Origin of the sequence: Winogradskyella alexanderae (genome assembly GCF_020166335.1) — a bacterium.
GTDB lineage: Bacteria > Bacteroidota > Bacteroidia > Flavobacteriales > Flavobacteriaceae > Winogradskyella > Winogradskyella alexanderae.
In genome coordinates this window covers 106422-120195 of the sequence record NZ_JAIUJR010000009.1, presented here as the reverse complement: position 1 = coordinate 120195, position 13774 = coordinate 106422, and the positions used below count along the sequence as shown (strand labels likewise).

The window sequence follows — 13774 nt, the reverse complement described above, 5'->3', positions numbered from 1 at the left end:
AAATTTAACCTTAATACTATGCGTGCATAGTAAATTAATTCGATATGAATAAGCTGATTATTTTTAAGCTATAAATTTTTGTAATTACTTATTTCTATGTTTTCAGCTTTTAAATCGAACATGAGATTGAAAAGACCAAAAAAAGTTCTATTCATATAAATGAAATGTCGAGATCCTCTATTGGAATTCATATTATTGCTTCGTGTATCTTTAAAATAGCGCTCTCCAATCGCTGCTGTTTTTTCAAAGAATACAGGATCTGAAAAGTTAAAGGTTTTTTCCCTGAATGGTTGTGTAAAAAAGCTAAGAACGTCGTGAAACATTGTTGTGAAAAATGCTGTTTCTTCTTCGCCATCCTCTTCTCTTAAGATCTCCAGCTCCAACAATTTCTCGTGAAATAAGTCTGGATTTTCTAAAACATCAATATCAAACAAATCAAAATAAGGCGCATAAAACGCTTCAGGAATTGTTTTCATACAACCAAAATCAAGCACGATAAGTTGTCCTGATGCTGATACTAAGAAATTTCCAGGATGTGGATCTGCATGAACTTTTTTCAACTTATGTATCTGGAATAAATAGAAATCCCATAATGCTTGACCTAGGGTGTTCGCCACATCTTGATGAACATTAACCTTAGTAAATTCTGAAAGGTGAATACCTTCCATCCAATCCATAGTAATGATTTGCTCAGACGACAAGTCTGAATAATAGTTTGGAAATTTAATATTTGGTATATGATTACATGCCGAAAGGACTTCCTGGCTTTGCTTAATTTCTAATAAATAATTGGTTTCTTCTAAAAGTTTAGCTTCCACCTCCTTAAAATACACATCAGAATGTTCGCCTTTAATATTAAACATTTTCATAGCTATTGGTTTAATCATAGCTAAATCTGATAATATACTATCTGCGACACCAGGATATTGAATTTTTACAGCAAGTTGCATTCCATCTTTATATGCTTTATGAACTTGACCAATACTCGCAGCATTTATTGCCTTAGAATTGAACTCGTCAAATATCTCATACGGGTATTTCCCGAAGGATTTTTTAAAGGTTTTCATTACCATTGGCGCTGATAAAGGTGGCACAGAAAATTGCGACAAGGAGAACTTCTCTACATAAGCTTGAGGTAGAAAGTTTTTCTCCATACTGAGCATTTGTGCTAATTTTAGTGCACTTCCTTTTAAGTTTGATAGGCTATTATAAATATCAGAAGCATTGGATTCGTTAAGACGTTCTTTAGCCTCTAATTCAGAATTAACAATTTTGTCGCCATAATATTTGAGATAATTTACGCCAACTTTAGCTCCAGTTTGTACAAGTTTTGATGCACGATGAATCTTTGAAACAGGTATTTTCTTCAACGTTTTCATAGTATTCCTATTGTACTTTTTCTTTATATAAAAACTTTGCCAAGTCAATAATATTATAGAACGACTTAGTATCGATTAATTCAATACCTGTGTTTATAGATTTTTCAATAAGAATATCCGTTTTTTCATGCGATTCAGAGGTGTCATCTAACCAAAATTTCAATATAAATAGAAATTGAATCCAAGCTGATTCTTTAATCGCTTTTTGTTGAATGTTCTCAATAAGATCGACATTTAAGCTTATGGTTTCCAAATTGAGTTCATCAATAAATGTTGTAAAACTCGTCTTAAGTAATGAAAATGTTGAAAGTGCTTTAAGTTGATTTTCTAGACCCTTTAAATTATGTTTCACAAAGTCTTCATTTAGTCCCAAATTTTCAAAAAATGTAAAATACAAACTCAATAACTTTTCTTTTTTACTGTAACTTATGTATTCCGGATTTTGCTTTTGTAAGGCTAGGGAATTTTCAAAAAGGAGATTGTAAATGGTTTTTTCCAAATCACTAAATGAGGTAAAATATTCGTAAAAAACCACATCATCAAATTTGTAATTTTTCGCAAAATCTTCGATTGATTCTGGTTTACAGTGATGCTTCACCACGTAATCCATGTAAAAATCAATAATATCTGAATCTGTGATTTTAGTCTTCTTAGCCATTAATTCTAATTTAAGTTAAAAATACGAAATGAGTTGGGTTAAAATATGAAGTAAAAAGCAAAAAGCCAAGCTACCTAATCTGGTAACTTGGCTCAAAAATTTATAAGTTAATTTAAATAAACCGCTTTAGCTTATGAAGTAAGTTTATTAAATCTCTTTTTACTTAAGATCATATGTTTTTTAACTCCTGTTAAGGCATCAAAAACAATATCTTGGTTCTTTGCTGCTATGGATAAACCGCCTTTTAGCGCTTTGTTAGCAACTTTTTGCCACTGCTCTACAAATTGTATTCCTTCAGTTACAACCTCTTCCGTTGTATTAAGTGCATAACCGTTTGCAGATTTTAAAGTGCTTTTTGTTCTGTCTAGTGCTTTAACTACCATTTTCCTTGGTGTGTCAAGCATGGTTTTTCTCTTGCTCATTTTATATTATTTTAATGGCCTTCTTATAAATACTTAAGAGGTTTTATAATTTTCGATCCATTTTGTTAATCCTTCAATACCTTCTTTTACGGCAACTTGTGCCTGCTTTTGCCAAATTTCAACTTGTGTGTTGGTAAATCTCACGCCTTCTTTTTCAAGTATTTCTATAATTTCTGGCGTTTTAAGCTTCGATAGTTTTTCAAAAGAATCAACTCCATTTTTATTGAAAACAGCTACTGTTTTAGGCCCAATTCCGTTGATTAATTTTAAATCATCAGTTATAGCTGTTTTTGTAGTAACTTTTCTTTTAGGTGCAGGCTTACTCTTAGCTTTTGTTTCAGTTTTAGTTACCTTCTTTGCAACTTTGGCTTTTGTAACCTTAGCTTTTTTCTTAGGTGTTGCTTTTTTTGCTTCTTTTTTAAGCTCCTCTATAGCATCGTCAATTTTATGCTCTGCCATATCTACAATTTTTGAAGCTTGTTCTAAAACATCCTCTTTAATTTCTCTGTATTTGGTCACACCCATATTTTTTAAATCCTCAGTAGCTTTTTCCGCTTTCTGAACCATTGGATTTTCAGATACAGTTTCCGTAATATCTTCAACAATAGTGATAACTTTCTTGCTTACCGGATTCTTCATAGCGAAGTCCTTAGCTTTTTCAACTAATTCCGCATCGTAACCAACTAGTTCTTTCACTCTTTCAGTTCCAGTAATAAATTGCCCTTTTACAGCTTCTGCAGTATCAAAAATCATATTGATCTGTTGTGCTCTAATTTTTTCTGATCTTTTAATTAATTTAGAAGCAAGTTTTTGCCATTTTTCACCATTATCAATAGTTGTATTAATAGCAGCCATTGATGCACTGATTAAACTTTCATTTACTTTTTTAGCAACATTTGGTTTATTAACCTTTTTTATTGCTTTTTTTACTGTTTTTCTTGTTGTAGTTGCCATGATTTATTCTTTTTATGTCTTTTTATAGTTTTAATTTCGATACAAATTTGCTATACGAGAGTTACAAATGAGTTGCACGAAAAGTACGCGCTACCTAATTATTTAAATTTTGGTAAATATTTAGAAGCTTTAGCTTTCACTGTATCTAAAGTGTCAAACACCATATCTTGATTCTTAGCAGATACTTTTAAACCTTTTTTTACAATTTTTGAAGAAAGCCCTATACCTTTTTCTGTTAGTTCAAATGACTTGTTAAATACTTTTTCAGTTGTGCTTAGAGCTAAATCGTTAGCTTTAGTTGTAATGCCCAATACTTTTTTTGCAGTATTGTCAATAATTGTTATTTGTTTCTTAGTTGCCATGATTGGGAAAATTAAATACGTTATTTTTTATTTTACAATACAAACGTACAACCATGTAGTTACAAATGAGTTGCAAATACTGTCAAGAGATTAAAATTTTAAGTAATAATTAAGGTCTGGTATAAACTTTTATTAGAAAAACTGAGGATTAATGGTTTCACAAGATTTTAACCAAAGATCAAATAGCCGCATCAATTACATACTCTCAATTTCTTGTAAGACTTTTTTTGTAGAAGGAAGCGGATCTATACCATATTCTTGATCTAAAACATCAGCACATTTTTGATAAGCTTTTATAGCTTGCGGTCTATTCCCTTTAATTAGATATGCCTGCATCTGCAAACGGTATGCATCTTCCCAGGTTTTGTCTATGGCAATAGCACATTGTGCTAATCGAATGCTTTCTAAGGGATTTTCATGAAGTAATATTTCTGCAAGAATTACATAGGCGCCTAGAACCAAGATTTGGATTTTTTCGCGCTCCTCAGACGACCAATCTTCAAAAATACGATTTGGTAAATATACACCCTGATATAAGGCTAGAGCAGATTTATAGGCTTCTTTTGAGGTCTTCATATCATTTCCAAAGGCTTCATTGCCAATAATAATGTACTTTTCTAATGCTTCGACATCAATCCATATCTTATCCAAATCCAATTGATAGGTTACACCTTGTCTAATTATATAACTTGGATCTGTACGCGATGGTCTATTAGGCTCTAAAACCTTGTTGACACCATGCAACGCAACTTTAAAATCACGATCATCACCCTCTTCCCAGAGATGTTCCATGATGCTTTCCTTATGAAGCGCATGCCGATGCCTATTTGAAATGAGATATTGTAAAAGTTGTACCGTTTTATCTCTTCCCCATTGCTTTGAGTCAACCTTATCATTATCACGCCACAAATTGAACTGTCCCAAGGTCTGAATACGGATAATCGCATTCTCTTGAAATTTTTTAAGCTCAAGCAAATTGTTTTGGAGATTGCTCATCAAAGATTATTTCTTTTTGGTTGCAGTGGTTGTTTTTGGTTTTGAAGTGCGACTTGTTTTAGTAGTTTTATTAATCGCATCTACCTTTGTGTTTAGTTTTTTTACTTCCGTTAGTAATTCGGCGATTGAGTCTTTAATTGTTTTAAAATCAGTTCTTGAGACATTTCTCCAATCGTCAATCGGAACTTTCTCCAAGAGATCTTCACCAAATTCACTTATTTGATCTTGTAAATGAGCAACTTGTTTTCTCGGGTCTTTTATCGTTTCCATGATTACTTTAGGCCCTTCTGTTGTTACCGTTTTCCATAGTGATAAACTCTTAGTGAATAACGATTCTTGTTGCTCTTGTGATTTATGTTTAGTCGCTTCTAGGGTTAACTCTGCCAACTGTTCTTGTATAAACTTTACAGCATCACTAAAGTCTGAAAAGCTTTGATCTTTGCCTCCTTGCACATGAGACACCCTTCCTCTCCACTGCACTTTAGATTCACCTTTTTCCTCGTAGAAAATTTGATTAAATCGAATCATAAATGAAGCTGTTTGACCTGCTTTTTTTTCCATATCACTAATATTTATTTGAACTACAAATTACGATTCTTTTTTTATAAACTAGACAAAAGTCTAGGTATAGAAATACTAAAACAAAAGTTCACCATTAGATTTTACAATTGTTCATCTATTCTGAAAATTATGTAACTTTAAACTGCTGAATTTTTTAGTGGCCTTAACTCGCAAATGTTCAACTTTGTAGATTAGTAGTTAAGATTTTGCCTGTAACTGTATCTAATTTTAACAAATGGTATCCCTTTTTTTTCAAGTATCATTAGTCATATTTATCCTCGTAACCTTGTTATGGGTCTGGAGTGTGCTTATAAAAAATGTAAGTATCGTCGATATTTTTTGGGGTTTGGGGTTTGTAATTGTTAATGCGTTTTATGTGTTTATGTCGGGAGAACTAAATCCTAGGAAAATAGTAATTCTAACATTAGTTAGTATTTGGGGACTTAGGCTTGCCATTTATCTAGCCCATAGAAATATTGGTAAAGGTGAAGATTTCAGGTATCAGGAATTCCGAAAGAATTTTGGCTCAAAACGGTATTGGTGGATTAGTTATTTCCAAACTTTCTTATTACAGGGTGCCTTAATAATGATTATTTCTTTACCCCTTTGGGGCGTCAGTTTTAGCACAAGCACAGGAACACTAAATCTATTGGATTATGTTGGGATTGTAGTATGGGCTATTGGATTTGCCTTTGAAGTTGGTGGTGATTATCAGTTGGCACGATTTAAAAGTAACCCCAACAATAAAGGAAAGGTCTTAAATTTAGGATTTTGGAAATACACCCGACATCCGAACTATTTTGGTGACGCCACAGTTTGGTGGGCTTATGCCGTTTTTAGTATTGCTGCCGGAGGTTATTGGCACATCATAGGTTCTATTGTAATGACCTTCTTGATCATAAAAATATCTGGTGTAAGCTTACTTGAAAAAACCCTAAAAGAAACAAAACCACAATACCGAGAATACATTCAGAAAACAAGTGCCTTTTTTCCATGGTTTCCAAAAAAATAAATGATAATGGATTTTATAACTAAGAATATTTGGTTCATACTTTTTGTGGTTTGGGGATTACCATTGGGGTATTACAGAAGTAAATTTCGCAAAATCGTATATCAAACCGATAGTTGGCTCATAAACATAAAACCTCTTTTTTTAAAAGAAATCAAAGGTCTTTTCGGTAATATTTATCCTGAAAATCGCAAGTACATTAAGTTTAGAAACTTCTATCTTTTCTATCTCACTATTTATTTCTTATTATTCATTGCTTATCTAGTTTTTGATAAAAACCAATAACCATAAGCCTAACAAACTATATTATTAGTGCTTAGATATTGCTTAAGTAGAATAAATAATCTTACATTTAATAGTGATTTTCAACGGAATTATCTTTTAGTATTTATCTTATGTTTAAAAACTTAAAAGTAGTAGAACTGGCAAGCGTTTTAGCTGGACCTTTAACAGGAACTTTCTTCGCGGAGCTAGGTGCTCAAGTTATTAAAATAGAAAATAAACTCACCAATGGAGATGTTACAAGAACATGGAAACTCCCAACTGAATCCAAAGAAAGAGCTATCTCTGCTTATTACTGTGCTGCAAATTTCAACAAAGAAAGCCTATTACTTAATATTACGGATAGCTCAGACTATGAGATTTTAATCAGTCATATAAAGGATGCCGACATTGTCATAACCAATTATAAACCAAGTACTGCTAGAAAACTTAAATTGACTTATGATGATTTGAAACAACACAAGCCATCTCTCATTTTTGCGGAACTTACTGGATTTGGTGACGGCGATTCAAGGCCTGCTTTTGACGTTGTATTACAGGCTGAAACTGGGTTTATGTTTATGAATGGTGAACCCAATAGGAACCCTGTAAAAATGCCAGTAGCTTTAATTGATGTACTCGCAGCCCATCACTTAAAAGAAGCGATTCTCTGTGCAATTATTAACAAGTTAAACACTGGCAAAGGAAAACATATTAAAATTTCGCTTTACCAAAGTGCTTTGGCTTCTTTGGCAAATCAAGCTACCAACTGGTTAATGGAAAATCATATTCCACAACCCATGGGCACACAGCATCCCAACATTGCACCCTATGGAGATATGTATAAAACAAAAGATGGCAAATTGCTTGTCTTAGCCATTGGTTCAGATAAGCAATTTGAAAATTTGTGCATTCTTCTAAAAATAGAATTGGATGAGTTTAGAACGAATGACCAAAGGGTAGCTAAAAGGGAAGCCTTAAACAGGAAAATAAGTGAATACATGATCCAAAAGACATCAAATTATTGGGTTTCTCATCTTGATAAAAGAAACATTCCTTATGGCATTGTAAAAAATATGCAAGAAGTTTTTGAAGATCGCAAAGCACAGAAAATGTTACTTCATGAAGATATTGAAGGCATTGAAACGGTTAGAGTTAAAACCTCGCTTGTTTAGCAATTGATGGATATTTTTAAAACCCCAGCAAAAACTTAAAAGCTAATATCTTCAAATGCTATTAATAAATTATGTGCGAACCGTTTTGTGTTCATTGGATAAGAAGAAATATAAAATGAAAAAAATAATTAAAAGAAGTCTGGTATCATTCCTAGAAAAAAAAGGATTTCTGATGGCCAGGGTTACCGAGAGGAAAAAAATTATTGAATTAATTGAGAGTCTTCGCCCTATTAATGTTCAAAATGAATTGATTAGGCTTGGACCAAAGGGTGATGGTGGTTATTTGGTACCAGACGATCTGGAAAATATTGAAGCATGCTTCTCGCCTGGTGTTGATAAAATAAGCGAGTTTGAGTTAGAATGTCTAAAACGAGGCATGAAGATTTTTTTGGCGGATAAATCTGTAGAAAAACCTAATTTCAATTTACCTGAAGACAAGTTTGACTTCATAAAGATGTTTGTTGGATGTACAACTAATGATGACTTTATAACTATGGATGATTGGGTAAGCATCAAATGCCAATCGGATAATTCAGACTTATTATTACAAATGGACATAGAAGGTAGTGAATACAATTCACTAATAAATATGTCTAATCACTTAATGAATAGGTTTAGAATTATGGTTATTGAATTTCATTCATTGCAAGACCTTTGGAATCCACATTTCTTTAATTTGAACCAAACTGTATTTGATAAAATATTGCAAACGCACATTTGCGTCCATATACATCCCAATAACTGCTGTGGTATTTACTCAAGATACGGCATTGAGATTCCGCGAGTGGCAGAATTTACATTTTTAAGAAAAGATCGGGTTACATCTAAAACTTATGCTAATAGGTTCCCTCATCATTTAGATTATGACAATACAGACAATGAACCCATTTCACTTCCTAAAATATGGTATAGAAATATCTAAAGTGATTGATAATACTGTGCGATTCTGAGAAAGAAGATAATATTACCGCTCTTTAAACATTATATCTATAAAAAATAAAAACAGCACCAAATTGGTGCTGTTTTATCTTAATTGGACTAATTTATTATACCAATTCACCCATTTCTTTATGCATTCCTTTTTTAATCAAAAATTCCTCTATAACACTTTCAAAACTTGGCTCTCCGATGGATTGTAGGTCATAAAAAACTCTTGTACTAGGCTTATTGATATTTATAACGCGACTAAGATCTATAGGCGTACCTATAATTACTGCATCACAATCACATGCATTTATAGTTAATTCTAGATCTCTCAATTGCTCATCACCATATCCCATTGCTGGTAAAATGGTTCCGATTTCTGGATATATTTCAAAGGTTTCCTTTAATTTGCCAACGAGATATGGACGAGGATCGATAATTTCGGATACGCCAAATTTTTGAGCAGCAACGGTTCCCGCTCCTATCTTCATACCACCATGGGTTAAGGTTGGCCCATCTTCTACAACTAATACCTTTTTGTTTCTAATCACCTTAGGATCTTCAACTCTTACTGGTGAAGCCGCATCAACTACAGTGGTATTCGGAATTACTTCAGCTAAGATATTTCTAACCTTAGTAACATCCTTAGGTCTTGCTGTATCTATTTTGTTGATAATTACAGCATCAGACATTCTAAGATTTACCTCACCAGGATAATACTTCATACCATGACCAGGGCGATGTGGATCTGTTATGGTTATATGGAAATCGGACTCATAAAATGGGAAATCATTATTCCCTCCGTCCCAAACAATAACATCGCAGCCATCAGGATCATTTTCTGCTGCGCGTAAAATAGCTTCGTAATCAACACCTGCATAAATCACATTACCTCTAACAACATGAGGCTCATACTCCTCCATTTCCTCAATTGTACAGTCATGTTTCTTAAGGTCTTCTAATGTTGCAAAGCGTTGTACTTTTTGTTTTTCTAAATCACCATATGGCATAGGATGTCTAATAGCAACAACCTTTAGATCATGTTCCATCAATAGTTCTATTAACCTTCTGGCTGTCTGACTTTTTCCACAGCCAGTTCGTGTTGCACAAACACTAATTAGAGGTTTGAAACTTTTTATAGACGTATCCTTTGTGCCTAATAGAACAAAATTGGCACCAGCTGCATTAACAATGGCGCTTTTATGCATAATGAAATCATAAGAAACATCAGAATAAGAAAATGCAACATCATCAATTTGTAATTCCTTTATGAGTTCAACAAGATCTTTTTCATCATAAATCGGAATGCCATCAGGATATAATTTACCAGCTAATGCAGCAGGATACTTTCTGTCCGAAATATCAGGAATTTGAGCTGCAGTAAAAGCCATAACCTTGTAAGCTTCATTATCACGATAAAAGGTATTGAAATTGTGAAAATCGCGACCCGCTGCTCCCATAATTAGAACTCGTTTCTTCATAGTATTCAATTATTTAATTTATTATATAAATCAGTGAACTAAAACATTTAAAGGTACGCCATACTTGGTAGGGAAACTATGATTTTTGTCACCTTGAAAAGTCAAAAAAGTAAATCTTTCTATTCCTTTAAATATTTTTTCCTATTGGGCATGTCTAATATTTTTTTGGCATATAGTAATTAGAACCATACTTCCGTTTTTAAACTGACACATATCATTGCTACAGGTAAAAAATCTAAATAGCTTTAATAAGGTATTAATCAATGTGAACTGCTTTGCAGTTCTACAGTCTAAATTATAGAATCATGAAACCTTATGTTTATTTTCTTTTAGTGTTATTTATCCCCTTTGTAATAGCATGTAGTTCAGATGATGAAGATGAAAACCTCACTAAAAATGGACCATTTCCTTTAAGTGAACTTGCGGGAAACTGGGAGGCCTCAAAAGCTCAATTCAGTGTAAGCACAACTTCTGTTGATATCGTTGAGGATGGCGGGACAACTCTGATGTCCGTACAATCCAATGGCCGTTTTACCATTACGCTCAACCCTGTAGACCGCAATTCCTATACGGTGAGTGGTGAAATGTTCTGGGAAGAATGGCAACAAACATTTTACTTTGCAATTATTTGGGATGATTATCCAAATGATTGGGATACGTATGGTCATACTTATGATGGTACTAATTTTACCCTAAATGGTGGTCCTGACACGGGAGAATATGATTTTGACAATGATGGAGATTTGGAGAGTTGTACGGTTCATTTTATTTTTAATCGTATATGACAGGCTTTCAAACCAAAGTTTAAACCATAGATGGTCTCGTAAATAAGTGTGCCTTTAAAAGCTATAATATGAAAAGAAATATAATTGTATGTATTCTGATAATATTAACGATATTTAGAATAAACGCGCAAGATCATAAAAATCATGGAGAAATTGAACCGTTAGGAAAAGGGTTTAGAGTAGTTGGAATCATTGGACATACGCTGGTAAACAATGAAGGTTTAGATAACGTTTTTGTTCCATCTTGGGGTCTCGATTTTGAATATTGGTTTAATCATAATTGGGGAATTGGGCTACATAATGATGTTGAAATTGAAACCTTCGTGATTAAAAAATCAGAAAATGAAGAGATAGAACGAGTTAATCCTCTTGTTCTTACTCTAGATGCACTTTATCAATTCGCCAATGGATTTGTAATTACACTAGGTCCGGGCATTGAGCTAGAAAAAAAAGAATCTTTTTATTTATTTAGAGTTGGTATTGAATATGAAAAAGATATTAGTCAATCGTTCTACATATTACCCAATCTATTTCTAGACCAGAGATTTGATGGCTATAACACTTGGAATATAGGATTGGGAATTGGGATGCGATTATAATATTTGTTAATTCTAACCAAACTTTACACTTCAATATTTTAATTGTAGTTCTGAAAATACAAATCAACGTTAGTCGTGAATGCTTTTAGAACTGATTGATATCATTTCTATTCTTAAAAATTCAAAATAATTTAACCTGTTGTAATTGACGTATAATTTGATACAAGCGTTATGAGACAAACTTAGAATTAAATAAAATTCTAAGGTCCATCATTATATATTGAAAATGACAAAAAAGATGAAGCGCCCTTAACTATCATGAGTTTTGACGTCCCATAATCGTTCCTGCAATAATGGTTTTTATTGATTAAAATGAAACTAAATATTAAAATAATCCACTGGTTGCCTAGAATAATTTGTATTCTAGCAATTTTGTTCATTAGCTTATTTGCTCTTGATGCCTTTGATCCAAAATTAACAGTCTGGCAACAAATTATTGGTTTTCTTATGCATCTTATCCCATCTTTTATCCTTATACTATTCTTAATAATAGCATGGAAAAAAGAATACATCGGAGGTATACTTTTTATACTGATTGGGCTTGGCCTCAGTCCTTTTGTTTTTATTCATAACTACAACATGAACCAGTCGGTTTGGTTAAGTCTATTGATTATTCTTATGATAACTATTCCGTTTGCTATAGTTGGAGTCCTTTTCATTATAAGTAATAGAATAAAGAGAAGGAGACAAGCATTTAATGAAAACAATAAACAAAACTAAGGTTATTAATGATTTAGTGTTAAGACAATACACTTTCTTGACTTTGTTTTTAAATATTAGTTTTATTCAATATTTTTAGCATTGGGAAGAACCTGTAGGTGCAGGTTCTGTATTTAATTAATTAAACAATTCCACCTTAAAATATGAATTTAAAAACAAGAGTAAGGATTATAAGTTATTTAGCTTTCTTTATAATTTTCCTTATTATTTGGTCCATTTTGCATTTTACATTTAATGATTTAGAAAACCCTTACAAAGGAATGATTAGTGCCGTAATAACAGCTATTGTTGCGCCTAGAATTAATATCTACCAAGCACAATCTGGAAAAAAAATACAACTGAAATGGCTATTTCTAAAAAAACCAATTAATATGCGTAATTAATCATGAAACAACTTTTCTTGATAATTCTACTATTTTTTGTAGGTTCCAGTTTGTACTCACAGGAAAACAGAATTGAATACAATCCGGACAAAGATGACAATGACCTCGCAGCATTTATGAATATGATGGGTTTTGATTATCATAAATTTGAAATGAAATCCAAGCAACCGGCCTTCATAAATGTCTATGTAGATGAATATTTAAATGATAAGCTCATTAATCACTTTGATCATATTGCTGCAAATAAAGACAGTATACCAAAAGACTACTTTAATCTGGTATTTACAAAACTGAATGCAAAGCTTTTTACACTTAAAGTTTATACTTTATCTAAAAATGATAGTATTGAACAAGTTCAGTTCAGAATAGGTGAACTCGGTCTTTTTAGAAAGCTCCGTGTGAATAGGAAAACATTTGATTACAGCTGGAAATTGACGGAATTTACGAATAACATAGGGCCAAAAATTGAACTGAATAAAAAAATACCAATCTTATACTATGCCACAGCCCTACAACAGAATATAGATGAGTCAACGGTTAATGCATTTTGCAGTATTCCTAATATCCTGAACAACAGAAATTTGATTGAAAATCAAGGAAAAATTAAACACTTTTTTGAGATTGGGATTGAGCTGGTAGAAAAAATCGAATAAAATTTACATTATAAAAAAGCATATGACCACGACTCCAGAACACGATGCCCGAATCGCAAACATAAAATTTTCTTCCGTATATCCGCATTATGTCAGTAAGGTGGAGAAAAAAGGCAGAACAAAAGCCGAATTGCATCAGGTCATAGAATGGTTGACCGGATTTAACGAGGAAACAATCCAAGACCTCATTGAAGAACAGTTAACTTTTAAGACCTTTTTTGAGCGTGCAACTATTAACCCTAATGCGCATCTCATATCAGGTGTAATATGTGGCTATCGCATTGAAAATATTAAGACACTATTAACCAAACAGGTACGCTATTTAGACAAGTTAGTTGATGAACTTGCTAAAGGACGAAAAATGGAGAAAATATTGAGGCAACCCTAATATGCCTTAAACCATAAATAAATAAAGTAGAACAACCAAATTCAAAATTGAATCGTACTTATAG

At 32.6% G+C, this 13774-nt stretch carries 16 protein-coding genes; 8 read left to right on the top strand and 8 right to left on the bottom strand.

From position 1 onward, the window contains the following. Positions 1-68: 68 nt before the first annotated feature. From LBU54_RS13165 to LBU54_RS13135, 7 genes are all read right to left on the bottom strand, one after another. Entirely contained in the window at positions 69-1379 is a 1311-nt protein-coding gene (locus tag LBU54_RS13165) for an ABC1 kinase family protein (RefSeq protein WP_224530661.1), read from the bottom strand. Positions 1380-1386: 7 nt separating this feature from the next. Beyond that, positions 1387-2037: a TetR family transcriptional regulator C-terminal domain-containing protein gene (locus LBU54_RS13160; RefSeq protein WP_224530658.1), complete on the bottom strand. Its 651-nt coding sequence runs from the start codon at positions 2035-2037 to the stop codon at positions 1387-1389. Positions 2038-2168: 131 nt separating this feature from the next. Beyond that, the gene (locus tag LBU54_RS13155) at positions 2169-2459 is read right to left on the bottom strand and encodes a hypothetical protein (protein WP_224530653.1); all 291 of its coding nucleotides are present in this window, start codon (positions 2457-2459) and stop codon (positions 2169-2171) included. 33 nt (positions 2460-2492) lie between these two features. Further along, positions 2493-3413, bottom strand: coding sequence for a hypothetical protein (locus tag LBU54_RS13150; protein WP_224530652.1), 921 nt, complete (start codon positions 3411-3413; stop codon positions 2493-2495). Positions 3414-3511: 98 nt separating this feature from the next. Then, positions 3512-3775: a hypothetical protein gene (locus LBU54_RS13145; protein ID WP_224530650.1), complete on the bottom strand. Its 264-nt coding sequence runs from the start codon at positions 3773-3775 to the stop codon at positions 3512-3514. A gap of 195 nt (positions 3776-3970) precedes the next feature. Then, entirely contained in the window at positions 3971-4771 is an 801-nt protein-coding gene (locus LBU54_RS13140; protein WP_224530647.1) for an AfsR/SARP family transcriptional regulator, read from the bottom strand. A gap of 6 nt (positions 4772-4777) precedes the next feature. Then, positions 4778-5332, bottom strand: a complete 555-nt coding sequence (locus LBU54_RS13135) for a hypothetical protein (RefSeq protein WP_224530644.1) — start codon at positions 5330-5332, stop codon at positions 4778-4780. 235 nt (positions 5333-5567) lie between these two features. Here LBU54_RS13135 and LBU54_RS13130 point away from each other — a divergent pair, with 235 nt between their 5' ends. The 3 genes from LBU54_RS13130 (at position 5568) to LBU54_RS13120 (ending at position 8699) form a co-directional block, all read left to right on the top strand. After that, positions 5568-6344 (top strand): DUF1295 domain-containing protein, encoded by a 777-nt coding sequence (locus LBU54_RS13130; RefSeq protein WP_224530641.1) that lies wholly within the window; start codon positions 5568-5570, stop codon positions 6342-6344. Positions 6345-6736: 392 nt separating this feature from the next. Continuing rightward, positions 6737-7777, top strand: coding sequence for a CaiB/BaiF CoA transferase family protein (locus LBU54_RS13125; RefSeq protein WP_224530639.1), 1041 nt, complete (start codon positions 6737-6739; stop codon positions 7775-7777). Between the two features lie 115 nt (positions 7778-7892). Then, positions 7893-8699 carry a hypothetical protein gene (locus LBU54_RS13120; protein WP_224530635.1) on the top strand — a complete coding sequence of 269 codons (807 nt, stop codon included), beginning with the start codon at positions 7893-7895 and terminating at the stop codon, positions 8697-8699. Positions 8700-8823: 124 nt separating this feature from the next. Here the strand turns inward: LBU54_RS13120 and LBU54_RS13115 are convergent, their stop codons facing one another. After that, positions 8824-10182, bottom strand: coding sequence for a cyclic 2,3-diphosphoglycerate synthase (locus LBU54_RS13115; RefSeq protein WP_224530632.1), 1359 nt, complete (start codon positions 10180-10182; stop codon positions 8824-8826). 305 nt (positions 10183-10487) lie between these two features. Here LBU54_RS13115 and LBU54_RS13110 point away from each other — a divergent pair, with 305 nt between their 5' ends. The 5 genes from LBU54_RS13110 to LBU54_RS13090 all read left to right on the top strand — a co-directional run bounded on the left by LBU54_RS13110 (position 10488) and on the right by LBU54_RS13090 (position 13710). Beyond that, complete coding sequence (locus LBU54_RS13110) at positions 10488-10967, top strand: hypothetical protein (RefSeq protein WP_224530630.1); 480 nt, start codon at positions 10488-10490, stop codon at positions 10965-10967. A 68-nt stretch (positions 10968-11035) separates the two neighbouring features. Beyond that, positions 11036-11566, top strand: coding sequence for a hypothetical protein (locus LBU54_RS13105; RefSeq protein WP_224530627.1), 531 nt, complete (start codon positions 11036-11038; stop codon positions 11564-11566). A 312-nt stretch (positions 11567-11878) separates the two neighbouring features. Beyond that, a complete protein-coding gene (locus LBU54_RS13100) occupies positions 11879-12286 on the top strand; it encodes a DUF7670 domain-containing protein (RefSeq protein ID WP_224530623.1) in 408 nt (135 codons plus the stop codon). A gap of 385 nt (positions 12287-12671) precedes the next feature. Then, positions 12672-13322, top strand: a complete 651-nt coding sequence (locus LBU54_RS13095) for a hypothetical protein (protein WP_224530622.1) — start codon at positions 12672-12674, stop codon at positions 13320-13322. A gap of 22 nt (positions 13323-13344) precedes the next feature. Beyond that, positions 13345-13710 (top strand): DUF2200 domain-containing protein, encoded by a 366-nt coding sequence (locus tag LBU54_RS13090; protein ID WP_224530620.1) that lies wholly within the window; start codon positions 13345-13347, stop codon positions 13708-13710. Positions 13711-13774 lie beyond the last annotated feature (64 nt).